The 23,515-nt window shown below is 69.2% G+C and carries 27 protein-coding genes; 11 read left to right on the plus strand and 16 right to left on the minus strand.

Going from position 1 to position 23,515, the window contains the following annotated elements; translation table 11 throughout:
* Positions 1–199 precede the first annotated feature (199 nt).
* On the plus strand, positions 200–1,486 hold the full coding sequence (locus AAG565_RS10520; protein ID WP_348819546.1) for a DEAD/DEAH box helicase: 1,287 nt from the start codon (positions 200–202) through the stop codon (positions 1,484–1,486).
* On the opposite strand, the gene yrfG is transcribed toward AAG565_RS10520, so the two are convergent.
* Entirely contained in the window at positions 1,483–2,145 is a 663-nt protein-coding gene (gene yrfG, locus AAG565_RS10525) for a GMP/IMP nucleotidase (protein ID WP_348819547.1), read from the minus strand. The two genes, AAG565_RS10520 and yrfG, sit on opposite strands and share 4 nt — an antisense overlap.
* Before the next feature lie 62 nt (positions 2,146–2,207).
* On the opposite strand from yrfG, the gene cysQ reads away from it, so the two are divergent.
* Together cysQ and AAG565_RS10535 are read left to right on the plus strand one after the other, a co-directional pair.
* Positions 2,208–3,014, plus strand: a complete 807-nt coding sequence (gene cysQ / locus AAG565_RS10530) for a 3'(2'),5'-bisphosphate nucleotidase CysQ (protein WP_348819548.1) — start codon at positions 2,208–2,210, stop codon at positions 3,012–3,014.
* A gap of 1 nt (position 3,015) precedes the next feature.
* Positions 3,016–3,564 (plus strand): M15 family metallopeptidase, encoded by a 549-nt coding sequence (locus AAG565_RS10535; protein ID WP_348819549.1) that lies wholly within the window; start codon positions 3,016–3,018, stop codon positions 3,562–3,564.
* Here AAG565_RS10535 and mtnC read toward each other — a convergent pair.
* The 6 genes from mtnC to rpmB all read right to left on the minus strand — a co-directional run bounded on the left by mtnC (position 3,554) and on the right by rpmB (position 7,430).
* On the minus strand, positions 3,554–4,228 hold the full coding sequence (mtnC, locus tag AAG565_RS10540; RefSeq protein ID WP_348819550.1) for an acireductone synthase: 675 nt from the start codon (positions 4,226–4,228) through the stop codon (positions 3,554–3,556). The genes AAG565_RS10535 and mtnC overlap by 11 nt on opposite strands.
* On the minus strand, positions 4,225–4,776 hold the full coding sequence (locus tag AAG565_RS10545) for a cupin (protein ID WP_348819551.1): 552 nt from the start codon (positions 4,774–4,776) through the stop codon (positions 4,225–4,227). The genes mtnC and AAG565_RS10545 overlap by 4 nt, the downstream gene beginning before the upstream one ends.
* 12 nt (positions 4,777–4,788) lie before the next feature.
* Positions 4,789–5,391, minus strand: coding sequence for a methylthioribulose 1-phosphate dehydratase (locus AAG565_RS10550; RefSeq protein WP_348819552.1), 603 nt, complete (start codon positions 5,389–5,391; stop codon positions 4,789–4,791).
* A gap of 41 nt (positions 5,392–5,432) precedes the next feature.
* Positions 5,433–6,881 (minus strand): magnesium transporter, encoded by a 1,449-nt coding sequence (gene mgtE / locus AAG565_RS10555; RefSeq protein WP_348819553.1) that lies wholly within the window; start codon positions 6,879–6,881, stop codon positions 5,433–5,435.
* A gap of 121 nt (positions 6,882–7,002) precedes the next feature.
* The gene (gene rpmG, locus AAG565_RS10560) at positions 7,003–7,173 is read right to left on the minus strand and encodes a 50S ribosomal protein L33 (protein ID WP_348819554.1); all 171 of its coding nucleotides are present in this window, start codon (positions 7,171–7,173) and stop codon (positions 7,003–7,005) included.
* 20 nt (positions 7,174–7,193) lie between these two features.
* Positions 7,194–7,430, minus strand: a complete 237-nt coding sequence (rpmB, locus tag AAG565_RS10565; RefSeq protein WP_348819555.1) for a 50S ribosomal protein L28 — start codon at positions 7,428–7,430, stop codon at positions 7,194–7,196.
* A gap of 185 nt (positions 7,431–7,615) precedes the next feature.
* Between rpmB and AAG565_RS10570 the strand changes: the two genes are divergently transcribed.
* Positions 7,616–7,825 carry a dodecin gene (locus AAG565_RS10570; RefSeq protein WP_348819556.1) on the plus strand — a complete coding sequence of 70 codons (210 nt, stop codon included), beginning with the start codon at positions 7,616–7,618 and terminating at the stop codon, positions 7,823–7,825.
* An 18-nt stretch (positions 7,826–7,843) separates the two neighbouring features.
* Here the strand turns inward: AAG565_RS10570 and AAG565_RS10575 are convergent, their stop codons facing one another.
* The 3 genes from AAG565_RS10575 to radC all read right to left on the minus strand — a co-directional run bounded on the left by AAG565_RS10575 (position 7,844) and on the right by radC (position 10,724).
* Positions 7,844–8,596, minus strand: coding sequence for a slipin family protein (locus AAG565_RS10575; RefSeq protein ID WP_348819557.1), 753 nt, complete (start codon positions 8,594–8,596; stop codon positions 7,844–7,846).
* Between the two features lie 10 nt (positions 8,597–8,606).
* On the minus strand, positions 8,607–9,980 hold the full coding sequence (locus AAG565_RS10580; protein WP_348819558.1) for a nodulation protein NfeD: 1,374 nt from the start codon (positions 9,978–9,980) through the stop codon (positions 8,607–8,609).
* 69 nt (positions 9,981–10,049) lie between these two features.
* A complete protein-coding gene (radC, locus tag AAG565_RS10585; RefSeq protein ID WP_348819559.1) occupies positions 10,050–10,724 on the minus strand; it encodes a DNA repair protein RadC in 675 nt (224 codons plus the stop codon).
* A 39-nt stretch (positions 10,725–10,763) separates the two neighbouring features.
* On the opposite strand from radC, the gene coaBC reads away from it, so the two are divergent.
* The 3 genes from coaBC (at position 10,764) to argB (ending at position 13,406) form a co-directional block, all read left to right on the plus strand.
* The gene (gene coaBC, locus AAG565_RS10590; protein ID WP_348819560.1) at positions 10,764–11,987 is read left to right on the plus strand and encodes a bifunctional phosphopantothenoylcysteine decarboxylase/phosphopantothenate--cysteine ligase CoaBC; all 1,224 of its coding nucleotides are present in this window, start codon (positions 10,764–10,766) and stop codon (positions 11,985–11,987) included.
* A gap of 85 nt (positions 11,988–12,072) precedes the next feature.
* Positions 12,073–12,531, plus strand: a complete 459-nt coding sequence (gene dut, locus AAG565_RS10595; protein ID WP_348819561.1) for a dUTP diphosphatase — start codon at positions 12,073–12,075, stop codon at positions 12,529–12,531.
* 8 nt (positions 12,532–12,539) lie between these two features.
* Complete coding sequence (gene argB, locus AAG565_RS10600; protein WP_348819562.1) at positions 12,540–13,406, plus strand: acetylglutamate kinase; 867 nt, start codon at positions 12,540–12,542, stop codon at positions 13,404–13,406.
* A 120-nt stretch (positions 13,407–13,526) separates the two neighbouring features.
* Here argB and AAG565_RS10605 read toward each other — a convergent pair whose 3' ends face one another.
* Complete coding sequence (locus AAG565_RS10605; protein ID WP_348819563.1) at positions 13,527–14,189, minus strand: hypothetical protein; 663 nt, start codon at positions 14,187–14,189, stop codon at positions 13,527–13,529.
* A 28-nt stretch (positions 14,190–14,217) separates the two neighbouring features.
* The gene (pyrE, locus tag AAG565_RS10610; protein ID WP_348819564.1) at positions 14,218–14,886 is read right to left on the minus strand and encodes an orotate phosphoribosyltransferase; all 669 of its coding nucleotides are present in this window, start codon (positions 14,884–14,886) and stop codon (positions 14,218–14,220) included.
* Between the two features lie 67 nt (positions 14,887–14,953).
* Here pyrE and AAG565_RS10615 point away from each other — a divergent pair, with 67 nt between their 5' ends.
* Both AAG565_RS10615 and AAG565_RS10620 read left to right on the plus strand, forming a co-directional pair.
* Positions 14,954–15,742 (plus strand): exodeoxyribonuclease III, encoded by a 789-nt coding sequence (locus tag AAG565_RS10615; protein ID WP_348819565.1) that lies wholly within the window; start codon positions 14,954–14,956, stop codon positions 15,740–15,742.
* A complete protein-coding gene (locus AAG565_RS10620; RefSeq protein WP_348819566.1) occupies positions 15,732–17,078 on the plus strand; it encodes an MFS transporter in 1,347 nt (448 codons plus the stop codon). Before AAG565_RS10615 ends, AAG565_RS10620 begins: the two co-directional genes overlap by 11 nt.
* A 31-nt stretch (positions 17,079–17,109) precedes the next feature.
* On the opposite strand, the gene AAG565_RS10625 is transcribed toward AAG565_RS10620, so the two are convergent.
* Genes AAG565_RS10625 through AAG565_RS10640 form a run of 4 tightly spaced genes read right to left on the minus strand, consistent with a single transcriptional unit; the run spans position 17,110 to position 21,285 of the window.
* Complete coding sequence (locus AAG565_RS10625) at positions 17,110–18,270, minus strand: MFS transporter (protein WP_348819567.1); 1,161 nt, start codon at positions 18,268–18,270, stop codon at positions 17,110–17,112.
* Complete coding sequence (locus tag AAG565_RS10630) at positions 18,267–19,166, minus strand: alpha/beta hydrolase (RefSeq protein WP_348819568.1); 900 nt, start codon at positions 19,164–19,166, stop codon at positions 18,267–18,269. Before AAG565_RS10630 ends, AAG565_RS10625 begins: the two co-directional genes overlap by 4 nt.
* A gap of 33 nt (positions 19,167–19,199) precedes the next feature.
* Entirely contained in the window at positions 19,200–19,892 is a 693-nt protein-coding gene (locus AAG565_RS10635; RefSeq protein ID WP_348819569.1) for an NAD-dependent deacylase, read from the minus strand.
* Positions 19,885–21,285, minus strand: coding sequence for a WS/DGAT domain-containing protein (locus AAG565_RS10640; RefSeq protein ID WP_348819570.1), 1,401 nt, complete (start codon positions 21,283–21,285; stop codon positions 19,885–19,887). The genes AAG565_RS10635 and AAG565_RS10640 overlap by 8 nt, the downstream gene beginning before the upstream one ends.
* A gap of 115 nt (positions 21,286–21,400) precedes the next feature.
* Between AAG565_RS10640 and AAG565_RS10645 the strand changes: the two genes are divergently transcribed.
* Both AAG565_RS10645 and AAG565_RS10650 read left to right on the plus strand, forming a co-directional pair.
* Entirely contained in the window at positions 21,401–23,059 is a 1,659-nt protein-coding gene (locus tag AAG565_RS10645) for an NAD(P)/FAD-dependent oxidoreductase (RefSeq protein ID WP_348819571.1), read from the plus strand.
* Positions 23,056–23,514 (plus strand): NAD(P)H-dependent oxidoreductase, encoded by a 459-nt coding sequence (locus AAG565_RS10650; RefSeq protein WP_348819572.1) that lies wholly within the window; start codon positions 23,056–23,058, stop codon positions 23,512–23,514. The genes AAG565_RS10645 and AAG565_RS10650 overlap by 4 nt, the downstream gene beginning before the upstream one ends.
* Position 23,515 lies beyond the last annotated feature (1 nt).

The following is a 23,515-nucleotide window of genomic DNA, read 5'->3' on the forward strand; positions in this document are numbered from 1 at the left end:
CGAACCGCCGCAGGGGTCCGCGGGACATAGCGGACCGCGCAAAAAAGCCGACGGAACGTTATGATTTCGGATCGGGGAATGACTGGGCCGGGACAGCGGCGTTGAGTCGTTAATTCGCCGCACAGCCGTAAGTCAGGCCTATTTGAGCCGATCCTTCCGCTCCTTGCAAGAGCAGCGGTCCCCCGGAACACAGCCATTCATGCGACCCAGCCATCTGACAGACACACGCTTCGCCGACCTCGGCCTCCACCCGACCCTGCTACAGGGGCTGGACCGGCTCGGCTACACGCACTGCACGCCGATTCAGGCCGCAACCCTGCCGCGCGCACTGCGCGGCGAGGATCTCGCCGGCCAGGCCCAGACCGGCACCGGCAAGTCCGCGGCCTTCCTGCTGGCGACGATGCATCACCTGCTGACGAATCCGCGCAAGCCGGGGGACGACGCCAAGCAGCCGCGCGCGATCATGCTCGCGCCGACGCGCGAACTGGCGGTGCAGATCCACAAGGATGCCGAGGCGCTCGGCGCGCACACCGGCCTGCGCCTGGTGGTCTGCTACGGCGGCGCCGGCTACGAGATCCAGCGCGCCAACATCGAGGCCGGCGTCGATATCCTGATCGGCACGCCGGGCCGCCTGATCGACTATCTGAAACAGGGCACCTATCACCTCAAGCAGATCGAGGTGCTGGTGCTCGACGAGGCCGATCGCATGTTCGACCTCGGCTTCATCGCCGACATCCGCTACCTGATCCGCAAGATGCCGGAAGCCGCCAAGCGCAAGAACTACCTGTTCTCGGCGACGCTGTCGCACCGCGTGCTCGAACTCGCCTACGAGCACATGAACAATCCGCAGAAGATCGAGATCGAGCCCGAGCAGGTCACCGCGGACAAGGTGCGCCAGGCAATGATCCACGTCGCCAACGACGAGAAGATGCCGCTGCTGGTCGGCCTGCTGCGCGGCAAGAAGCCCGAACGCACGCTGGTGTTCATCAACACCAAGCGCGAGGCCGAGGACGTCGAGCGCGGCCTGCAGGCCAACGGCTACAACGCGCGCGTGCTGTCCGGCGACGTTTCGCAGGGCACGCGCCTGCGCCTGCTCGAGGAATTCAAGGACGGCAAGCTGCCGGTGCTGGTCGCCACCGACGTCGCCGCGCGCGGCCTGCACATCCCCGGCGTGGACATGGTCATCAACTACGACCTGCCGCAGGACCCGGAAGACTATGTCCACCGCATCGGCCGCACCGCGCGCGCCGGCGCCAGCGGCGATGCGATCTCCATGTGCTGCGAGACCTGGGTCTATTCGCTGCCCGAGATCGAGAAGTACATCGGCGCCAAGATCCCGATGCTCGAAGGCGGCCACGACCTGATCGCGGCCGACTACATCGCCGTGGAGCGCGCGCGTCACCGCCACCATGGCGGACCGGGCCGTGGCGGGCCGCGTCGCGGCGGCGGACGCCCGGGCGGCGGTCGCCCGCGCGGGCGACGCTAGGGTCGGTTCAGATCCGCCAGCGTTCGCACCGACGGCATCGCTGCGATCGGGCGTTCCGGCAGCTGGCTGTCGGGCTTGCGGATGCCGATGACCTGGCGAATGTGAAACGCCTGCGCCGACGACAGCACCGGCATGCTGTCGTCGACGAACAGCGTCCGTGAAGGCTCGAAGGGATGCGCGGCCCGCGCCGCCTCCCAGAAGCGCAGGTCTTCCTTGGGATGACCGAACTCGTGCGAGCAGATCACGCGGTCGAAGTAGCGATGAAAGCCGGTGTAGTCGAGCTTCAGACGCCAGCTCACAGGATGCGCGTTGGTGGCGATCCACAGATGCCGCCCCGACGCGCGCACTGCGCGCAGGAAATCCTCGGCGCCGGCGACCGGTCCGATGCGGTGGCGGATCTCGTGCTTGAGCGCGGCCATGTCCAGGCCGGTCGCCTCGCTCCAGTAATCGGTGCAGTACCAGGGCAGCGTGTGCTGCACGGCCTCGAACATCGGCCGCAGCACCTCGTGCGCGCGCACCAGCGACATCTGGTGCTTCTCGGCATAGCGCTGCGGCACCAGCTCGCGCCAGAAGTAGTTGTCGAAGGACAGGTCGAGAATGGTGCCGTCCATGTCGAGGAGGACCCACTCGACCGCGGCCCAGTCCACCCGCGCACTCACGCCGGTATTCATAAGGCCCGTATGATACGGGCCCCGCACATCGCTCCACCGGGAATCGTTTCGTGAACCTGACGCCCAGCGCCCGCCTCCTCGACGACGTCATTGCACTGGCACGTAGCGCCGGCGACCGCATCCTCGACATCTACGAATCGGACTTCGCGGTCACGCACAAGGACGACGACTCGCCGCTGACCCAGGCGGACCTGGCCTCGCACCAGGCCATCGTCGCCGGGCTGGAGCGCCTGACGCCGGGCCTGCCGGTGCTGTCGGAGGAAGGTGCGGACACGCCCTACGCCGTGCGTCGCGGCTGGTCGCAGTACTGGCTGGTCGATCCGCTCGACGGCACCAAGGAGTTCATCAAGCGCAACGGCGAATTCACCGTCAACATCGCGCTGATCGATGCCGGCGAACCGGTGCTGGGCGTGGTCTATGCACCGGTGCTCAACGTCAGTTACGCCGGTGCGCGCGGCGTCGGTGCGCTGCGCATCCAGGGCACGACGCGCGAGCCGATCCGCACGCGCGGCTGCGCCGACATCCCGGCCTTCGTCGTCAGCCGTTCGCACAAGGACGCCGCGCTGGAGGTGCTGCTAGCCAAGCTGCCGGCGCACGAGGCGGTGAGCAAGGGCAGCTCGCTGAAGTTCTGCCTCGTGGCCACCGGCGAAGCGGATCTGTACCCGCGCACCGGACCGACCTCGGAATGGGACACGGCCGCCGGCCAGTGCGTCGCCGAATGCGCCGGCGCCGAGGTGCTGACGCTGCCAGACCTGCAGCCGCTGCGCTACAACCAGAAGGACTCGCTGCTCAATCCCGGTTTCGTCGTCATCGGCGACCGCAAGGCCGGCTGGCGCGAGCGCCTGGCCCGTTCCTGAGTTGAGCGCCCGCGACGGCTATCGCGAGCGGGTCGCCGCGGCGCTGGCCGCGCTGGGCGTTCCCGCGGAACTGCCGGAGCAACGCCACCTGACCCTGTTCCGCGAGGCGCAGCGCCTGGCCCCGGTCGGCCTGGGCACTGATGGCCGCGACAAGCTGCTGACGCCGTCCGCCGCCCGCGCCTGGCTGGCGATGCAACGCCACGCCTCAAGCGAAGGTGTGGATCTGCGCCTGGTATCGGCATTCCGCAGCGTCGATTTCCAGACTTCGCTGATCCGCGCCAGGCTCGACCGGGGCGATGCGCTCGACACGATCCTGCGCGTCAATGCCCCGCCGGGCTACAGCGAACATCACACCGGGCGCGCCGTGGATGTCGGCACCGCGGGGTGTGCGGCGCTCGACGAAGCCTTCGAAGGCACGGACGCGTTCCGCTGGCTGCAGGCCAACGCAGGGCAATTCGGCTTCCGCATGTCCTATCCGCGCGGCAACCGTCAGGGCTATCTCTACGAGCCCTGGCACTGGTGCTACGCCGGGGCGCCTTCTAGACCGTGACGTCCGCGAAGCTCCGCGCCTGGCGGTGCGTGGGCGAAGGCACGGCCTTGTCGTCGCGCAGCAGCTGCCAGGTCTGCAGGCCGGCGGCGCGCGCGGCGTCGAGCTCTTCGCCGACGTCGGACAGGAACAGCACCTCGTCACCCGAGCGCTGCAGTTCGGCGAGGATGCGTGCGTAGGACGCGGCCTCGCGCTTGCCGCCGATGTTGGTGTCGAAGTAGCCGGAAAACAGGGGCGTGAGGTCGCCGTAGTCGGTATGGCCGAAGATCAGCTTCTGTGCCTCGACCGAACCGGAGGAATAGACATACAGCGCCTTGCCGGCCGCATGCCAGCGGCGCAGATACACGGGCGTGTCGGCGTAGACGTGACCCTTGAGTTCGCCGGCTTCGTAGCCGGTCTTCCAGATCATGCCCTGCAGCGCCTTGAGCGGCGTGAGCTTGCGGTCCTCGGCGATCCAGCGCTCGAGCGCATCCGCCGCCTCGTCCAGCGACAGATCGCGTCCCTCGATGCGCTCGACGTCGGCCAGCAGATGCTGGACCGCATCGTTGCCCGCCTGTTCACGAAGGAATCCGCGCAGATGCTTCTTCGCGTAGGGGAACAACGTCTGGTGGACGAAGTCGATCGAGGAGGTAGTACCCTCAATGTCAGTGACAATCGCCCGGATCACGCCGCGCTCTCGTACTTCGGAAATCTTTCGGCGATCGTGTCGCCGGTGAAGTGGCCGACCCAGCCTTCCGGGATGCGGAAGAAACGGATTGCCTTGAAGTTCGGCCGCGGACCCATGTCGAACCAGTGCGTGGTGTTGGCCGGCAGGTTGATCAGGTCGCCGCGCGTGCACTCGGTCATGTACACCTTGCCGCCAGCGCGGATGTAGAACATGCCCGCACCATCGACGAAGAAGCGCGTCTCGAAATCGGCGTGCGTGTGCTCGGCGAGAAACTTGCCGCGCGCCGCTTCGGCCTGCGGATGATCCGGGTGCATGCTGACGACATCGACCGACTGGAAGCCGTACTTCGCATTCAGTTTGTCGATCGAGTCCTTGTAGGCCGCCATCACTTCCTCCGGCGAAGCCGTCGGTGACAGCGGCTGCGCCGCCTCCCAGCGCTCGAACTCGACGCCCACCGCGGCCAGGCGGTCGCGGATCGCCTCGAAACCGGTGAGCTTTTCCAGCGGGCGCGTGCCGTCCTGCTCCGCGTACACCGTCAGTGTGGTCATGTCTGCATCTCCTTACGACGACTTCGAGTGCAGTTCGCACTCGAACATGAATTCCAGGGCCTCGACGCGCCAGCGCGCCTGCGCGACGTTCTCGCCCCAGGCGTACAAGCCGTGACCGGCGATCAGATAGGCCGGCGTCTGCGGATGCCGGCGCAGGTGCCCATCCACCGTCGCGGCCAGCCGCGCGATGTCCTGGTCGTTCTCGAATACCGGAACGTCCACCTTCGCATCGTGCGTCGTGATGCCGGGCAGCAGCTTGAGCAGCTCATAGCCGGCCAGATGAACGCTGTTCAATCGCCGCGACAACACCGTGTTGGCGATCGAGTGCGTATGCAGCACCGCGCCGATGTCGGCACCGTAGCGGTAGAGCTGACAGTGCAGCAGGGTCTCGTAGGATGCCTTGCGCGTATTGTCGATCGGACGACCTTCGAGGTCGGCGACGAGGAAATCGGCGTCGGTCAGCTCGCCCTTGTGGCAACCGGACGCGGTGATCAGCATCGAGTCGGCGCCGCGCCGCGCCGAAAAATTGCCGCCGGTCGCGGGCACCCAGCCGCGCCGGTGGAACAGGCGGCCGGCATCGATCAACTGCTGGGCAAACGTGGCGTCGCGGCTCATCGGGACGACTCGAACGGGGGCGGCACTGTAGCAGCGTCCGCTCACACGAGAAATACGGCTGCCAGCCCGAGGAAGATGAAGAAGCCCATGCTGTCGGTGGTCGCGGTCAGGATGATGCTCGACCCCATCGCCGGATCGCGGCCGAAGCGGTCGAGCGCGACCGGTGCGACCACGCCGACCAGCGCGGCGACGAGCAGGTTGAGCAGCAGCGCCGCCGCGATCACGGCCGACAGGGCGATATCGTGATACAGCAGCAGCGTGACCAGCCCCAGCGCGAGCCCCCAGGCGGCACCGTTGATCACGTTGATCTTGAGTTCGCGCATCAGGATGCGCCCGAGCTGCGCCGGGCCGAGCTGCTTGAGCGCCAACCCGCGGATCACCAGCGCCACGGTCTGGTTGCCGGTATTGCCGCCGATGCTGGCGACGATCGGCATCAGCGTCGCCAGTGCCACCAGCCCGGCGATCGTCTGCTCGAACAGGCCGATCACGCGCGAGGCCACGAACGCCGTGGTCAGGTTGATCGCCAGCCACATCCAGCGGCGCCGCGCGCTGGGCACCACCGGCGCGAACAGGTCCTCGTCCTCCTCGGACAGGCCGACCTGACGCAACGACTCGGCCTGGGCGCGTTCGTTGATCTCATCGACGACCGCATCGACGGTCAGCCGTCCCACGACCTGCCGGTGCAGGTTGACCACCGGCGCCGAGATCAGATCGTACTTCTCGAACGCATCGACGGCGTCGCGCGCGGCGTCGTCGGTATAGAAGAAGACCGGGTCGGCGGACATCACCGCGGCCACGCGCTGCTCCGGCTCTTCGAGCAGCAGCCGCGACATCGGCAGCAGTCCGAGCAGGGTGTTGTTGCGATCGACGACGAAGATCTGGTTGGTGTGCGGCGGCAACTGCTTGCGTCGGCGCAGCAGGCGCAGGACCGCTTCGAGCGAGGCGTCGTTGCGGACCGCAACGAAGTCCAGGTCCATCATCGCGCCGACACTGCCTTCGGGGAACGACAGTACCGAGCGCACCTCGTCCTGGTCATCGCGGTCCAGGCGTTCGACGACGGCCTGCCGCAGCTCTTCCGGCAGGCTGCCGACCAGGTCGGCGATGTCGTCCGAATCCAGCGTGCGGACCACCGCCGAGATCTCGTCCGGCCCCATGCCCAGCACGACCGACCGGCGCACGGTATCGGAGGCCTCCAGCAGCACCGCGCCGCGCCGCTCCGGGCGCACCAGCCCCCAGGCTGCCGCACGCGCATCGGGCGGCAGGCTTTCCAGCACGAACGCGATGTCAGCGGGGTGGAAATGCGCGAGCCGCTGCTCCAGCGCCGCACGATGCTGACGCTCGACCAGCTGTGCGACCACGTCCTGCTTGCGGTTCTCGGAGCGCGACACCAGTTCCCGCTCGACCGCCTGGCGTGACAGCAGCTCGATCACCTGTGCACGGGCGTGCTCCAGGTGGCGGTGATGCGGTCGGGCTTCGGCGGCTTCGGTCATCGGCACGGACTATGTTACGCCCGGCGTGTGACGCCGCCGCAAATACGAAGGGCCGCTGGCGCGGCCCTCTGGATCCCCGCCTGCGCGGGAATGACGCGTCGCGGCCGTCAGCCGCGGCGGGTCACTTGATCTTGGCTTCCTTGAATGCGACGTGCTTGCGCACGACCGGATCGTACTTCTTCATCTCGAACTTGTCCGGCGTGTTCTTGCGGTTCTTCGTCGTGGTGTAGAAGTAGCCCGTGTCGGCGGTGGATACCAGGCGGATCTTCTCGACGTCCTTCTTCTTGGCCATGTCGGTTTACTCCTGCTTTCTCAGACTTTGTCGCCGCGCGCGCGCAGCTCGGAAACGACGGCCTCGATGCCCTTCTTGTCGATGATGCGCATGCCGTTGGTGGACACGCGCAGCGACACGAAGCGCTTCTCGGACTCCAGCCAGAAACGGTGCGTGTGCAGGTTCGGCTCGAAACGGCGCCGACGCTTGTTGTTGGCGTGCGAAACCGTGTTGCCGACCAACGGCCGCTTGCCGGTGACCTGACAGACTTTGGACATGACCACAAACCCCGAAAAATGCCCCAGTACGGGCGACTTGGCTGCATCTGCAGCGGGTACGGACGGAAAACTCCGCCCGAAAAAGGGGCGCAATTGTGCCAGCGCGCCCCGGCAAGGGCAAGCCCCGGGGGCTACTATCCCCTGGCACCCCGCCATCGGGCGCGGGGCACGTCCGGAGAACGAACATGACCCATCACACCTACAAGAGCATCGAACTGACCGGCTCGTCGCCGACCGGCATCGAGGATGCCGTGAACAGCGCGATCGCCAAGGCATCCAGGACTGTGCACAACCTGCGCTGGTTCCAGGTCACCGAGGTACGCGGCCAGATCGACCAGAACAAGGTCGCGCACTGGCAGGTGACGATGAAGCTCGGGTTCTCGCTCGACCACTAGGCACGCCAGCCGGCCGGGTCACTCCTTGCCCAGCTTCTTCATCAGCGGGGTGATCAGGTCCATCGGCAGCGGAAAGACGATCGTCGAGTTCTTCTCGCCGGCGACGTCGATCAGCGTCTGCAGATAGCGCAGCTGCAGTGCCTGCGGCTCCCGGGCCAGCTCGGCAGCGGCCTCCCGCAGCCGCACGGCGGCCTGGTGCTCGCCCTCGGCGTGGATGATCTTGGCGCGCCGCGACCGTTCCGCCTCGGCCTGGCGGGCGATCGCACGGATCATGCTCTCGTCGATATCGACATGCTTGATCTCGACGGTGGCGACCTTGACGCCCCAGGCGTCGGTGGCCTTGTCGAGGATTTCCTGCAGGTCGCGGTTGAGCGCATCGCGCTCGGTCAGCATCTCGTCGAGCTCGTGGCGGCCGAGCACCGAGCGCAGCGTGGTCTGCGCGAGCTGGCTGGTGGCTTCGTAGAACTGCGCGACCTGCAGCATCGCCCGCGCCGGATCGATGACGCGGAAATAGATCACGGCGTTGACCTTCACCGAGACGTTGTCGCGCGAGATCACATCCTGCGGCGGCACGTCCATGACGATGGTGCGCAGATCGACGCGCATCATCTGCTGGATCACCGGAAACACGTAGATCAGCCCCGGCCCCTTGGTGCCGGTGTAGTGGCCGAAGGTCAGCACGACGCCGCGCTCGTATTCGTTGAGCACCTTGACCCCGGCCACCAACAGGCCCAGCACCGCGAGCACGATGACACCGCCCAGTCCCAGCATGGCCGCTCTCCTATTCGATCGGTACAACCGTCAGTATCAGGCCATTGCGCGCGCTCACGCGCACGGATTGTCCCGCCCGCAAGTGCGTCGCAGCCTGGATGCGCCAGCGTTCGCCTGCCACCTCCGCCCAGCCCTCGCCGTCGGCGGCTTCCAGCACGCGCACGATCTGCCCGACCATCCGCTCGTCCCCGGTGACGACGCGCGCGCGGCGCGCACGCCATAGCAGGTAGAGGGTGGCTGCCAGCAGCGCGAGCGCGGTCAGCGCGATGCCGCTGATGACCCCGACGTTGATCTCGTAACCGGGCACGTCGATGTCCATCAGCAGTACCGAGCCGAGCACGAAGGCGATGCCGCCGCCGAAGCCGAGCACGCCGAAGCTGGGCGCGAGCGCCTCGGCGATCATCAGTGCGACACCGAGCAGGATCAGACCGAGGCCGACGTAGTTCACCGGCAGCAGCTGGAACGCATACAGCGCCAGCAGCAGGCAGATCGCGCCGGTGACGCCCGGCAGGATCGCGCCAGGGTGGTAGCCCTCCAGCAGCAGGCCGTAGATGCCGATCAGCATCAGCACGTAGGCCACCGTCGGATTGGTGATCACGGCCAGCAGGCGCATGCGCCAGTCGGGATCGATGCGTTGCACCGGCAGTCCCGCCAGCGCCAGCGCGCGCCCGCCCTCGGGCATCTCCACCCGCCGGCCCTCGATGGCGCGCAGCAGCGTGTCGATGTCCTCGGCAACGACGTCGATCACGCCCAGTTCGAGCGCGCGCTCCGCCGACAGCGACGCGCCTTCGCGCACCGCGCGCTCGGCCCAGTCGGCATTGCGCGCGCGCTTCTCGGCGAGGCTGCGCAGATAGGCCACGGCGTCGTTGACCGCCTTGGCCTGCGCGGCATCGACGGCCTCGCCGCCTTCGTGGCTGGCCCCATCCGCAGCTTTGTCCGCGGCACCCCCGTGCTCGCCGGACGCGGGTTCCGCGGTCGCGCCGGGGCGGGTCGCCGGCCAGCCGCCGCCGACCGGGATCGGCGTCGCCGCGCCCAGGTTGGTCGCCGGCGCCATCGCCGCGATATGCGCGGCATAGAGGATGTAGGTGCCGGCGCTGGCCGCGCGCGCGCCTTCGGGGCCGACCCAGGCGATGACCGGAATCGGCGAGGAGAGCTCCAGCTTGATGATATCGCGCATCGCCGTGTCGAGCCCGCCGGGCGTGTCGATGCGCAGGACGATCGCCGCGACCCCTTCCTCGACGGCACGGGCGTGGGCCTTGGCCAGGTGTGCGCTTGTGGCTGGGCCGATCGGGCCGTCGATCTCGATCAGCGCCACGTGCGCAGCCTGCGCCGCGAAACTGCATGCGGCGAAAAGCAGACCCGCGATGGCCGCCAACCGGATCATGGCCCGAGTATACGAGCCTAGAGCGGCGCCCGGATCGACGCCCGGATCGACGCCCGGATCGACGCTGGATCAGATCCAGCCGCGCTCGGCGAAGCTGGTCGGCATGCCGTCACCGACCACCAGGTGATCGAGCACGCGGATATCGACCAGCGCCAGGGCCTGCTTGAGGCGCTCGGTGAGCGCGCGGTCGGCGGCGCTGGGTTCGGCGACGCCGCTGGGGTGATTGTGCGCGAGGATCACCGCCGCGGCGTTGCGGCGCAGCGCCGCCTTGACCACTTCGCGCGGATGGACCGAGGCGCCGTCGAGCGTACCGCGCGCCAGTTCGTCGCAGGCCAGCACGCGGTGCTGGCTGTCGAGGTAGAGCAGCGCGAACACTTCGTGATCGCGGTCGCGCAGCCAGGCGCGCAGGTAGTCGGCCGCCGCCTGCGGGCTGGTCAGCGGCGCGCCACGGGTCAGCGCCTCGGACAGGTAGCGGCGCGCGATCTCCATCACCGCCTGCAGCTGCACGTACTTGGCCTCGCCCAAGCCACGGCTGACGCAGAACTCCTCGCGATCGGCCGCCAGCAGCGCGCGCAGGCCGCCGAAGCGGCGAATCAGGTCGCGCGCCAGATCGACGGCGGTCATGCCGCGCACGCCGGTGCGCAGGAAGATCGCCAGCAGCTCGGCGTCGCTGAGCGCCGACGCGCCCTGCGCGACCAGCTTCTCGCGCGGCCGCTCCGATACCGGCCAGTCGGTGATCGCCATGCTTCCCTCCCTTTCTTCTCGTCTGGCTAGAATGGGTTCATGCAGACACCCGCCACAAGCCTGACCGGTCGCCGAATCGTGCTCGGCGTCACGGGCGGCATCGCCGCGTACAAGGCCGCCGATCTCGTGCGCCGCCTCACCGAAGCCGGCGCCGAGGTGCAGGTGGTGATGACGGCCAATGCGCAGCGCTTCGTCGGCGCACAGACCTTCCAGGCCCTGTCCGGCACCCCGGTGCGCAGCTCGCTGTGGGACGAGACCGCCGAGGCGGCGATGGGCCACATCGAACTCGCCCGCTGGCCGGACCTGATCCTGATTGCTCCCGCGAGCGCAAACTGCATCGCGCGCCTCGCGCATGGCCTCGCCGACGACCTGCTGACGACGCTGTGCCTGGCCAGCGACCGGCCGGTCGCCATCGCACCGGCGATGAACCGCCTGATGTGGGCGCATGCGGCGACCCAGGCGAACCTGCACACGCTGATGCACCGCGGCGTGCACGTGCTCGGCCCCGGCAGCGGCGGGCAAGCCTGCGGCGAGACCGGCGAGGGCCGCATGTGGGAACCGCTGCAGATCCGCGACGCCGTCGCTGCACTGCTGCACACCGGCCGCCTCAACGGCGTGCGCATCGTCCTCACCGCCGGGCCGACGCGCGAACCGATCGACCCGGTGCGCTTCATCACCAACCGCTCGTCCGGCAAGATGGGCTATGCGCTGGCCGACGCGCTGGCGCGCATGGGTGCCGAGGTCACGCTGGTGTCGGGGCCGACCGCGCTGCCGGTGCCCGCCGGCACGCGCCGCATCGAGGTCGAGACCGCCGACGAGATGCTTGCGGCGACGCAGGACGCCGCCGCACAGGCGCAGATCCTGATCGGTGCCGCGGCGGTCGCCGACTACCGGCTCGAAGCGGTCGCCGAGCACAAGATCAAGAAGAAGGCCGACACGCTCGACCTGCGCCTGGTGAAGAACCCGGACATCCTCGCCACCGTGCGCGCCGCGCATCCGCAGCTGTTCGTCGTCGGCTTCGCCGCGGAAACCGAAGACCTGGCCGAGCATGCGCGCGACAAGCTGCTGCGCAAGAAGCTCGACCTGATCGCCGCCAACTGGGTCGGCAGCGGCCGCGCCTTCGACCGCGACGACAACGCGCTGCACGTGTTCTGGGCCGGCGGCGAGCGCGAACTCGCGCATGGGCCCAAGTCACGGCTCGCGCGCGAACTCGCCGACCTGATCGCGGAACGCTATCTCGCGCACCCAGCTGCGGCACGCTGAAGCACAGCGCAGGCGCATCGTCCCCGTCGCTGCCCCCGCTTGAACGATAATTCCGCGCCGCGCACGCCCGCACCCCGACGCCGCCATGAAAAAAACCATCCAGCTCAAGATTCTCGACCCTCGCCTCGGCCGCGAACTGCCGCTGCCGGCCTACGCGACCGACGGCGCCGCCGGCCTCGACCTGCGCGCGCTGCTCGACAAGCCGCTGGTGCTCGAACCCGGCGCCAGCACGCTGATCAGAACGGGCCTGGCAATCTACATCGCCGATCCCAAGCTGGCCGCGGTGATCCTGCCGCGCTCCGGCCTGGGCCATAAGCACGGCATCGTGCTCGGCAACCTCATCGGCCTGATCGATTCCGACTACCAGGGCGAGCTGATGGTGTCATGCTGGAACCGCGGCCACGAGCCCTTCGCGATCAGCCCCGGCGAGCGCATCGCCCAGCTCGTGTTCGTGCCGGTCGTGCAGGCCGAGTTCGAGACCGTCACCGACTTCCACGCCACACAGCGCGGTGCCGGCGGCTTCGGCAGCACCGGCAAGCATTGAGAGGGACCATGCCGATCGACCTGTCCAACGCGCAGACCATCGCCCGCGTCCTCACCGAGGCGCTGCCCTACATCCGCCGTTTCGCCGGCAAGACCATCGTCGTCAAGTACGGCGGCAACGCGATGAAGGACGACGCGATGATCGCGTCGTTCGCGCGCGACATCGTGCTGATGAAGCTGGTCGGCATGAACCCGGTGGTCGTGCACGGCGGCGGCCCGCAGATCGGCTCGCACCTGGAGCGGCTCGGCAAGAAGAGCGAATTCGTCGAGGGCATGCGCGTGACCGACGAGGAGACCATGGATGTCGTCGAGATGATGCTCGGCGGCCTGGTCAACAAGGCGGTGGTCAGCGCACTCAACCAGCAGGGCGGCCGCGCCGTCGGCCTGACCGGCAAGGACGGCCAGCTGATCCGCGCGCGCAAGATGATGCTCAAGAACGGCCAGGACATCGGCCAGGTCGGCGAGGTCGAGAAGATCGATCCGCGCGTCATCAGCCATCTCGAAGCCGGCGGCTTCATTCCAGTGATCGCCCCGGTCGGCGTCGGTGAACACGGCGAGGCCTACAACATCAACGCCGACGTGGCCGCCGGCAAGATCGCCGCGGTGCTGCAGGCCGAGAAGATCATGTTCCTGACCAACGCCCCCGGCGTGCTCGACAAGGACAACCGGATCCTCACCGGCCTGACCGTGCAACAGGTCGAGGACCTGATCCTCGACGGCACGATCCACGGCGGCATGGTGCCGAAGGTGCGCTACGCGCTGGACGCGGTGAACAGCGGCGTGAAGTCCGCGCACATCATCGACGGCCGCGTCGAGCACTCGGTGCTGCTCGAACTGTTCACCGACGCCGGTATCGGCACGCTGATTCGCGGGTGAGGAGACGCGCCGCGACGATGCCCCGAATGGCATCGTCGGCACTCAAGACGCCCAGTCAGGGATCACCGGGCCGTGCTATCCACAGCGCATCAACGCGCTCTGGATGACCACGAGGGGTGCCTATGGCGGTGCGGCTGCTTCCGGCTCGGGCGATGGCGGCGGTGGCGGCGCGGTCAGCTCGCGGTAGCGCGCGATGTCGCTGTCGTACTTGGCGACCAGTTCGGCGCGCTCCTTCCTCAGCTTATCGACGGCGCGGCGGTTGCCGCTGAGCGTGCGCTGCGATTCCTTGAGCTGCTTGCTCAGACGCTCCGGGACGGCCTTGTCGTCCCGCTCGGCATCGGCGATCTGCTCCTCCAGCTGCTGGATGCCCAGTTCGTTGTCGGCGAGCGATTTCTCGGCGAGCTTGAGCCGCGTATCGAGCAGCTTGAGGCGCTCGTCCCGGGCGCGGATCAACTCGCCGACGCCGCTGTAGGTCTGCAGCAGGAACCTGTCGTAGGCGGCTTGATCCACCGCGCGCTGGCGCGACGCCTTCTCCTCGGCCGCCTGGCGCTCGGCCTCGGCGATCTCCTCGGGCGTGCGCTGGCGCGGCAGCACATCGACCATGCGCCCGGTCTTGTCATAGACTTGGCGCTCGCGCTTGGCGTACTCCGGTGGCACGCGGTCGCCGCAGGCACGGCGGCCGCTGTCGTCGGTCCAGCAGACGATCTCGCCGGCATGAGCGGCGGCGCCGAGCACGAGCCAGACGCCGGCCACCAGCGCGCGGCCGAGTGGGCGGTACGACATGCGGGGTTCGTCTGTGTGCATCACCGGATTATGCCGAAACTCCGTACTCCGCCTGGTAGTCGCGGATCGCGCCGACCACGCCCGGCGGTACCGCATGGCGGCCGCCGCCGTCCTGGCCCAGGTATTCGAGCAGGGTCTGCACGGTGACCAGCGGAATCACGCGGATACCGCTGTCCTGCTCCATCTCCTGCACCGCCGAACGGCCGGTCCTGCCCCGTTCCTGGCGATCCAGCGCGATCAGCGCGGCCACCGGCTCGGCACCGGCGCCGCGCAGCAGCGCCACCGCTTCGCGCAGCGCGGTGCCGGCGGTCAGCACGTCATCGACGATCACGACACGGCCGCGCGGCGCTGCGCCGACCAGAACGCCGCCTTCGCCGTGATCCTTGGCCTCCTTGCGGTTGTAGGCGTAGGGCACGTCACGACCGCCGGCGGCCGGATCGGCCAGCGCACAGGCCAGCGCGGTGACCAACGGAATGCCCTTGTAGGCCGGGCCGAACAGCATGTCGTAGGCGATGCCGGACGCAGCCAGGGCCTGCGCGTAGGCCTGGCCGAGCGCACGCATCGCGGCGCCGCTGGAGATCCTGCCGAGGTTGAAGAAGTACGGACTCACGCGTCCGGACTTGAGCGTGAACTGGCCGAACTTGAGCACTTCGTGCGCGAGCGCGAGTTCGAGGAACGCGGACTGGTAGGGTTTCATCGTCGGGTCGGTGGACCTTTTCGGGCAGAATTATCGCTCGTCGCTCCGCCGCCTGCCTCCCGCCAACATGCGCATCGTCACGCTCAACTGCAACGGCATCCGCTCCGCGGCCCGCAAGGGCCTGTTCCAGTGGCTGCCGCGGCAGGACGCGGACATCCTGTGCCTGCAGGAGACCAAGGCCCAGCATCCGGACGTGCAGCACGATCCGGACTTCTTTCCCGACGGCTGGCACGTGCGCTTCCGCGACGCGCTGAAGAAGGGCTACGCCGGCACCGCCATCTACGCACGGCGTGCGCCGGATGCGGTGCTCGACACACTCGGCAACGACGAGTTCGACAACGAGGGGCGCTATCTCGAATTCCGCTACGGCCAGCTCTCCGTCGTGTCCCTGTACCTGCCGTCCGGCTCGGCCGGGCCCGAGCGTCAGGCGAGCAAGGACCGCTTCCTCGAGTTCTTCCTGCCGAAACTGCGCGAGTGGCGCGCCAACGGCCGCGAGTACGTGATCTGTGGCGACTGGAACATCGCCCACCGCAACATCGACCTGAAGAACTGGCGCTCCAACCAGAAAAATTCCGGCTTCCTGCCGCACGAACGCGCGTGGCTCGACGTGGTGTTCGGCGCACCGCCCGACGGCGCGGGTTGGGTGGATGCCTACCGCGCGCTGCACCCCGACACCGAAGGCGAGGCCTACACCTGGTGGTCCAACCGCGGCCAGGCCTGGGCCAAGAACGTCGGCTGGCGCATCGACTACCAGGTGATCACGCCGGGCCTGCGCGGCAAACTCCGCGCGGCCTCCGTCTACAAGTCCGAACGCTTCTCCGATCACGCGCCGCTGATCATCGACTATGACCTCTGAGTCCGGCGCCGGACACGGCTGGCGGCGCGTGCTGCGCGCGCTGACGCGTCCGAAGGTCGCGGTCATGCTGCTGCTGGGCTTCGGCTCCGGGCTGCCGTTCATGCTGGTCGGCAACACGCTCGGCTACTGGCTGCGTGAGAGCGGCGTCACCCTGTCGATGATCGGCTTCCTGTCGTGGGTCGGGCTGGCCTATTCGCTGAAGTTCCTGTGGGCGCCGGCGGTCGATCGCTTCGACGCGCCCCTGCTCGGCCGCTGGCTGGGCCGGCGGCGCGGCTGGATCCTGCTGTCGCAGCTGGTGGTGGCCGCGGCGCTCGGCGGCATGGCGGCGCTGCAGCCGCACGGAGGGCTGTTCGCCTTCGCCGCGCTGGCGCTCTGCGCCGCATTCGCGTCATCGACGCAGGACGTGTGCATCGATGCCTGGCGCATCGAAAGCGCCGGCGACGCCGACGAACTGGCGCTGCTCACCGCCGCCTACCAGCTCGGCTACCGCGCGGCGCTGCTGGTCACCGATGCGCTGATCCTGATCCTCGCCGGCTTCGCCGGCTGGTCGGTGTCCTACGCGGCGATGGCTGCGGCGATGGGCGTCGGTGTCGCCGCGACCCTGATCGCACGCGAACCGTCGGCGACGGCCGAGGTCGCCCGTCGCGGTCTTGCCGCCGCGTGGCGGCTGCGTGGCGCACTGGATGCGATCGCCGGCCCGTTCGTCGCGTTCTTCCGCACCCACGGCCGCAAGGCGTTGCTGATGCTCGCGGCGATCAGCCTGTACCGCCTGGCCGACTTCGTCATGGGGCCGATGGCCAATCCGTTCTACGCCGACCTGGGCCTCGCCAAGGAGACCGTCGGTGCGGTGCGCAGCAGCATCGGGCTCGCGGCTTCCGTGCTCGGCGTCGCCGCCGGCGGCCTGTGCGCGATGCGCTACGGCTTCGGCGCGACACTGCTGGTCGGTGCCATCGTCGGTCCGCTGTCGAACCTCGCGTTCACGCTGCTGGCCGTGACCGGTCCGGACCTGGGCGTGTTCTCGATGGCGATGTTCGTGGACAATTTTTCGACCGGCTTCGCCGGCACTGCGCTGGTCGCCTACATGTCCAGCCTGACCAGCCTCGGCTACACCGCCACGCAGTACGCGCTGCTCAGCTCGTTCTACGCGCTGCTCGGCAAGTCGCTCAAGGGCTTGTCCGGCGCAGCCGTCGATGCGCTGCAAGGCCAGCATGGCCTGCTCGATGCCTACGCGCTGTTCTTCGCCGGCACCGCCGCGATCGGCATCCCGGCGGTGCTGCTGGTCGCCCATCTGCTGCGGCTTACGCCCGCCACCCGCAGCGCCGGCGATTCGCGGTGAGGCGCCGCGCGGCGCCGTGCCGCTGCAGGACTCAGCGCGGCAGGCGCAGCAGCAGCAGTCCGGCCCATCCGCCGGCGGCGATCGCGGCAGACCACCACAGGGCCGTCGCGCCCCAGCCGTCGAGCCACACCCCGAATACGATCGGCGCCGCCGCCTGGGCGAGACGCGCGGGTGCTTCGAGCAGTCCGGCACGGCGGCCAAATCCGGCGGGGCCGAACAGGGCCAGCGGCAGCGTGCCCTTGACGATGGTCATGATGCCGATCCCCGCCCCGTGCAGCGCGGTGAACACGAAGGCCAGCGGCGCACCGAACAGGCCCAGCAGCGTCGCGCCGAGCGGGTGCAGGGCCATCGACAGGCGCGCGGTCAGCAGCGGATGCAGGCGTTTGAGCCAGCTGGCTTCGGCGACACGCGCGACGACCTGCGCCACGCCGACGATCGCCGCGGCCGCGACCGCGGTGGCCGGCGTGCAGCCGGCCGCTTCGAGCACGCGCGGCAGATGCGCCGCCATCGACGCGAAGACGAAGCCGCTGGCGGTGAACACCGCCGCGAGCAGCCACAGGGTGCGCGGCGACGGCGCAGCAGACGGCCCGTCGGCGGTCGCCGCGGCGTGCATCGTGCGCACCGGCACGCCGGCGGGCACGAAGCCCGCGTGCAGGCCCGGACCGAGCGTGAGGTGCAGCAGCGCCCACAGGGCGCAGGCCGCGCGCCAGCCCCAGTGCGCCTCGACGAACGCCGTCAGCGGCCAGCTCACCGAGCTGGCGAAGCCGGCGATCAGGGTCACGCCGACGATCGCGCGTCGCGCCTGCGCACCGTAGATGCCGACGACGGTCGAGAACGCCGCGTCGTACAGACCCATCGGCATCGCCACGCCCATCGCCAGCCAGCCGAGCGTCAGCGTGTAGCGATCCTGGGCGACGACCAGCAGCGCGAGACTGGCGGCGAACAGCAGGTTGGAGGCGAGCAGCACCCGGCGGCCGCCGTGCCGGTCCATCTGCGCGCCCGCCCAGGGGCCGAGCAGCGCCGCGACGACCAGTGCGGCGGAGAAGCTCGCGTACACCCAGACCCCCGGCAGGTCCAGCGCGGCGGCCATCGGCCGCGCCAGCGTCGCCAGCAGGTAGTAGCTGCTGCCCCAGGCGAGCAGCTGCCCCAGGCCGACCGCCGCGACGACGCTCCGGAACGAAGCCGCGCTCAACGGCCGCCGCGCTCGGCGGCCTCGACATGGCGCAGGATGCTGCGCTCGATGCGCGGCAGCAGGGCGCGCGGCAGGTCATGACCCATGCCGTCGATGATCTCCACCCGGGCATGCGGCAGGTGTCGCGCCAGATCGTGCGCCGCCGGGACCGGCACCAGGGGATCCTCCTTGCCATGGATGATCAGCGCGGGTGCGGTCACGCGCCTGAGCAGCGGTGCGCGGCTGCCGGAGGCCATGATCGCGGTCATCTGGCGCACGAAGCCCTGTGGATGGATGTTGCGTTCGAGCTGGCGCGCGACCTTGTCGCGCAGCACCGGTTCGTCTTCCGGAAAACCGGGGCTGCCGATCATGCGCCAGGTCTGCATGCCATGCGCGATCAGGCCCTCGCGGTCCAGCCGCTGCGGGCGCCGCACCAGGCGCAGCTGCACCGCGAGTTTCGGTCCCGGCACGCGGCGGCTGCCGCTGCTGGACATGATCGAGGTCAGGCTGCGCACGCGCGGCGCGTGCCGTGCCGCCAGCAGCTGCGCGATCATCCCGCCCATCGACATGCCGACGACATGCGCGGACTCGACACCGAGGGCGTCGAGCAGGCCGACCGCGTCGAGCGTCATGTCATCGAGCGAGTACGGCGCGCGCACCGGCAGGCCGAGGCGATACGCCAGGCTGCTGCGCACGAGGTTCGGCTTGCCCAGATGGTCCATCTTCGACGACAGGCCGACGTCGCGGTTGTCGTAGCGGATCACGTGATGGCCGGCGCGCGCGAGGTTCTCACAGAAACTGTCCGGCCACAGCACCAGCTGCCCGCCGAGGCCCATGATCAGCAGGAGCGCGGGGTCGCCGGCCCTGCCGAAAGTCTCGTATTCGAGCTCGATGCCGTTGCTGCGGATGCGTGCCATGACCGGGTCGGTGTCGGATTCCGGCCTATTGTGTCACGCCACCCATTGCGCCAGCGCGGACGCCGGCGCGCGGATCACGGCGTCGAATCGCTCCGATCCTTCGGTCTCCTCCGGATTGATCTCGACCAGATACGGCCGCGGCCGGTGCGCGAACGGGATCAGCCCGGCCGCCGGCCAGACCACGGCCGAGGTGCCGATACTGACGAACAGGTCGCAGGCGTCGATCAGTGCGCGGGCGCGTCCGAACACCGCCTCATCGACCAGGTCGCCGAACCAGGTGATGTCGGGACGCAGCATGGACCCGCACTGCGGGCAGCGGCGCGTCTCGAACCGTCCCGCCGCGGCATCCTCGCGCACGCCGTGACGCGCACAGCGCAGGCGCCACAGGCTGCCGTGCAGTTCGGCGGCGACGGCGCTGCCGGCGCGCTGGTGCAGTCCGTCGATGTTCTGCGTGATCAGCGACAGCGCCGGATGGCCGCGCTGCAGCGCGGCCAGATGCGCGTGCCCGGCGTGCGGCGCGCAGCCGAGCACGTGCGTGCGCCTCAGCTCGTGGAAGTCCAGCACCTTGCCCGGATCGCGCTGGAAGGCGTCCTCGCAGGCATACTCGCGGTAGTCGTACTGCTGCCAGATGCCGCCGCGGCCGCGATAGGTCGGCACCCCGCTCTCCGCGGACATGCCGGCGCCGGTGAACACGACGACGCGGGTGAAGCGCGACAGCTCAAGCACGGGCGTGCTGCCCCTGCGGCGCGCGCGCGGAGGCGCGGTGCTTGCGCGGGTGCAGCATCAGGGCCACCTCGTCCTCGAAGACGTGGATCAGGCGCGCCGGATCGTCGAGCACCGCAGTGTCGGCCGAGACGCCGACCGTGACATGCCCCGCATAGCTGAACAGGCTCACGCCCAGCCCGATGCCGCCGGTCTGCGGCGGCCAGAACACCAGGCTTTCGAGCCGGTTGCCGGCGACGTGCAGCTTGCGCGCCGGACCCGGCAGGTTGGACACCACCGCCGCCGCCTTGCCGGCCAGCAGGTTGACCAGGTTCTTCTCCCACGGCACCGGCAGATGGCCGGCCGCCGCCAGGCCGACCAGCATCGCGCGCGCCTCCGGCGACTGCTTGAGCTGCGACATGCGCCGGCCGACGACCTGCAGACGCTGCCGCCAGTCGCCGATCCCCACCGGCAGGTCGAGCAGCACCAGCCCGAAGCAATTTCCCAGATCGCCATCGTCCTGTGCGCGCAGGTTCACGGGAATCGAGATGCGCAGATTCTGTGCCGGATCGAGCGCGCCCTCGGTCTCGCGGAGGTAACGGCCGATCGCGCCGGCAAACGCGGCCAGGAACAGGTCGTTGATCTTGACGCCGAGCTGGTGCGCGCGGCGCCGGATCGGCGCGAACGCGAGATGATCGGTCCAGGCCACGCTGCGCGTACCGCAGAGCGCGCGGCGCAGGGACGGCGGATTGTCGTCCGGCAGCATCAGCACGCGGCCGATCGCGGCCAGCGCCTCGCTGCCCTCGTGCAGGCGCTCGGACACGTACTGGCGGCGCTGCACACCGTCGAAGACCAGGTGACCGACGGCCTTGAGCTGACTCCAGGTCGCGTCCAGCCGCGCCATCGCGCGCGCGATGAAATCGTCGTGGCGTTCGCCGTCCGCGCGCATCTCGGCGCCATCGACGCAGCTCATCAGCACGCCGACCAGGGCGATGCCGTCGGCCAGCGCGTGATGCGCGCGGAACAGCATCGTCACCCGTCCGTCGTGCCGCACGAAGAAGGTCAGCCGCCACAGCGGCAGCGCGCGGTCGAGCGGGTGGCCAAGCTCGCGCGCGACGGCGTGGGCGACGTCGTGGTCGGGCGCACGCTCGTCCAGATGGAAGATGCGGACGTGGTAGGACATCAGCAACTCCGCGTCCTCGACCCAGACATGGGTATTGCCATGCTGTTCGACACGCTGGCGGAAGCGCCGATGCCGCAGCAGGCGTTCGACGATGTGACGGACCAGCCCCTCGATGTCGCGCACCGCGCTGATCTCGAGCACGGCACTGACCACCATCGGGTTGTGCGGCGCGTCCATTTCGAGCCAGGCCCGATCGACGGCCGTCATGTGTTCCACTGCGCCGTTCCTGCTCACGCGCTGTCCTCCTCTGCGCACCTTCCGCCAATGCCGGTCCCGGGACGATGACCCAGGTCAATCCGGCCCGCCGCGGTTATGCTTGCCCGACTCTGATATGACGGTACGGGGATTCATGCAACTGCGCGACGCACACGACTACGACCCCACCTGGATGACCAAGGCGCGGGTCAAGCGCCTGCCGCCGAACCGCACCGATGTCGCCATCGTCGGTGCCGGCCTCGGCGGCCTGACCGCCGGCGCGGTGCTGGCGCAGGCCGGGATCAGGGTCGCGGTGTTCGACCAGCACTATGTCGCCGGTGGCTGCTGCACGCAGTTCTCGCGCGGCGGACCACGCCAGCGCTACAACTTCGACATCGGCCTGCACTACATCGGTGACTGCGGCCCGGACGGCAAGATCCCGCAGATCCTCGGCGGCCTGGGCATCGACTTGCCGGTCGAGCCGATGGATGCCGACGGCTTCGACATCCTGGTGTTTCCGGATTTCCGCTTCCCGATCCCCGTCGGCCGCGACCGCTTCCGCGACCGCTTCGTGCAGATGTTCCCGCGCGAGCGCCGCGGCATCGACCGCTACGTGCGCTTCCTGCGCGAGATCGACGAGCTGCTCGGCCGCGTCGATCGCAACAAGGGGCGCATGTCCTGGGGCATCGCCTGGCACGCGTTCACGCGCGGGCGCCTCGCCAACAAGTACCGCAATGCCACGCTCAAGGACCTGCTCGACTCGTGCAGCACCGATCCGCAGGTGCGTGCGGTGATGGCGGGCCAGAACGGCGACTACGGCCTGCCACCGAGCCGCGTCAGCGCCTCGCTGCACGCGGGCCTGAGCAACCACTACTTCCACGGCGCCTACTACCCGCGCGGCGGCGGCCAGACCATCGCCGATCGCCTGTCGGCCTATATCGAGGCGCATGGCGGCAGCGTGCACCTGCGCCGCGAAGTGGCGCGCATCCTTGTCGAGGACGGCCGCGCGGTCGGTGTGCGCACGCGCGACCACAAGGGGACCGAACATGAGGTCCGCGCACCGGCGGTGTTGTCGAACGCCGACCTGCGCGTGACGCTCGAACAGCTGCTGCCCGCCGACGCGCTGCCCGCGCAGTGGCGCGAACGCAGCCGGAACTTCGAGATGGCCGCGGCGATCTTCATGACCTGCCTGGGCATCCGCGGCGACATGCGCGAACGCGGCATGAACAACGCGAACTACTGGCAGTTCGACGGCTACGACTTCGAGTCCTTCTACGACACCGCGCGCGACATGACGCCGCGCGGCGCCTACATCACCAGCGCGACGCTCAAGGATCCGACGACGACGCACCACGCACCGGCCGGCATCAGCAGCGTCGAAGCGATGACGGTGCTGTCCGGCAAGCCCGAGCACTGGGGCTTGAGCGGTGCGCAGGCGCAGCAGCAGGCCTGCGACTGGGACTACAAGAACCGCAGTGCCTATCTCGACCTCAAGTCGCGCATCGAGCAGGACCTGATCGGGCGCGTCGATGCGCTGTTCCCCGGCAGCCGCGCGGCGATCGAGTTCTGCGAATCGGCGAGCCCGATGTCGCACATCCGCTACACGCGCGCGACCGATGGCACCGGCTACGGACTGGCGGCGACGCCGCAGCAGTTCTTCGAGCACCGCCCCGGCTACAGCGGACCGCTGCCGGGGCTGTACTTCGCCGGCGCCAGCACGCGCGCCGGACACGGCGTGCTCGGCGCGATGCTGTCGGGCCAGCGCTGCGCACGGCGCATCGCGCGCGAACTGGGCGCGCCCCTACCCGCGTGAAACATCTGCTGCTGGTCTGGCACAGCCAGTCCGGGCACACGCAGCGGCTGGCGGACGCGGCGGCCGAGGGCATCGGCGAGTTCGCCGACGAGGTCGAGCTGCGTATGCTGCGCGCCGGCGAGGCCGGGCTCGACGACCTGCTGTGGGCGCAGGGCCTGCTGCTCGGCACACCGGAAAACTTTGGCTACATGTCCGGCATGCTCAAGGACTTCCTCGACCGTACCTACTACCCCGCCCAGGGCAGGACCGTCGGCCTGCCCTGGGCGGTGTTCATCAGCTGCGACAACGACGGCAGCGGCGCGCTGCGTGCGATCGAACGCATCGCCACCGGCTACGGCTGGCGCCGCGTCGCCGAGCCCCTGATCAGCCGCGGCGGCCTCGCGCCCGGCGCCCTCGCGCAGGCTCGCGAGCTCGGGCAGACGATGGCCGCCGGGCTGGCCCTCGGCCTGTTCTGAC

The sequence above is a fragment of the Fontimonas sp. SYSU GA230001 genome (genome assembly GCF_040066175.1).
Taxonomy (GTDB): domain Bacteria; phylum Pseudomonadota; class Gammaproteobacteria; order Nevskiales; family Nevskiaceae; genus Solimonas.

Excerpts from the sequence above, each read along its gene's own strand:
- AAG565_RS10520 (WP_348819546.1), top strand. The coding sequence starts at position 200 with ATGCGACCCAGCCATCTGACAGACACACGCTTCGCCGACCTCGGCCTC.
- AAG565_RS10545 (WP_348819551.1), bottom strand. The coding sequence starts at position 4,776 with ATGACCACACTGACGGTGTACGCGGAGCAGGACGGCACGCGCCCGCTG.
- AAG565_RS10550 (WP_348819552.1), bottom strand. The coding sequence starts at position 5,391 with ATGAGCCGCGACGCCACGTTTGCCCAGCAGTTGATCGATGCCGGCCGC.
- mgtE (WP_348819553.1), bottom strand. The coding sequence starts at position 6,881 with ATGACCGAAGCCGCCGAAGCCCGACCGCATCACCGCCACCTGGAGCAC.
- rpmG (WP_348819554.1), bottom strand. The coding sequence starts at position 7,173 with ATGGCCAAGAAGAAGGACGTCGAGAAGATCCGCCTGGTATCCACCGCC.
- rpmB (WP_348819555.1), bottom strand. The coding sequence starts at position 7,430 with ATGTCCAAAGTCTGTCAGGTCACCGGCAAGCGGCCGTTGGTCGGCAAC.
- AAG565_RS10570 (WP_348819556.1), top strand. The coding sequence starts at position 7,616 with ATGACCCATCACACCTACAAGAGCATCGAACTGACCGGCTCGTCGCCG.
- AAG565_RS10575 (WP_348819557.1), bottom strand. The coding sequence starts at position 8,596 with ATGCTGGGACTGGGCGGTGTCATCGTGCTCGCGGTGCTGGGCCTGTTG.
- AAG565_RS10580 (WP_348819558.1), bottom strand. The coding sequence starts at position 9,980 with ATGATCCGGTTGGCGGCCATCGCGGGTCTGCTTTTCGCCGCATGCAGT.
- radC (WP_348819559.1), bottom strand. The coding sequence starts at position 10,724 with ATGGCGATCACCGACTGGCCGGTATCGGAGCGGCCGCGCGAGAAGCTG.
- coaBC (WP_348819560.1), top strand. The coding sequence starts at position 10,764 with ATGCAGACACCCGCCACAAGCCTGACCGGTCGCCGAATCGTGCTCGGC.
- dut (WP_348819561.1), top strand. The coding sequence starts at position 12,073 with ATGAAAAAAACCATCCAGCTCAAGATTCTCGACCCTCGCCTCGGCCGC.
- argB (WP_348819562.1), top strand. The coding sequence starts at position 12,540 with ATGCCGATCGACCTGTCCAACGCGCAGACCATCGCCCGCGTCCTCACC.
- AAG565_RS10605 (WP_348819563.1), bottom strand. The coding sequence starts at position 14,189 with ATGTCGTACCGCCCACTCGGCCGCGCGCTGGTGGCCGGCGTCTGGCTC.
- pyrE (WP_348819564.1), bottom strand. The coding sequence starts at position 14,886 with ATGAAACCCTACCAGTCCGCGTTCCTCGAACTCGCGCTCGCGCACGAA.
- AAG565_RS10615 (WP_348819565.1), top strand. The coding sequence starts at position 14,954 with ATGCGCATCGTCACGCTCAACTGCAACGGCATCCGCTCCGCGGCCCGC.
- AAG565_RS10620 (WP_348819566.1), top strand. The coding sequence starts at position 15,732 with ATGACCTCTGAGTCCGGCGCCGGACACGGCTGGCGGCGCGTGCTGCGC.
- AAG565_RS10630 (WP_348819568.1), bottom strand. The coding sequence starts at position 19,166 with ATGGCACGCATCCGCAGCAACGGCATCGAGCTCGAATACGAGACTTTC.
- AAG565_RS10645 (WP_348819571.1), top strand. The coding sequence starts at position 21,401 with ATGCAACTGCGCGACGCACACGACTACGACCCCACCTGGATGACCAAG.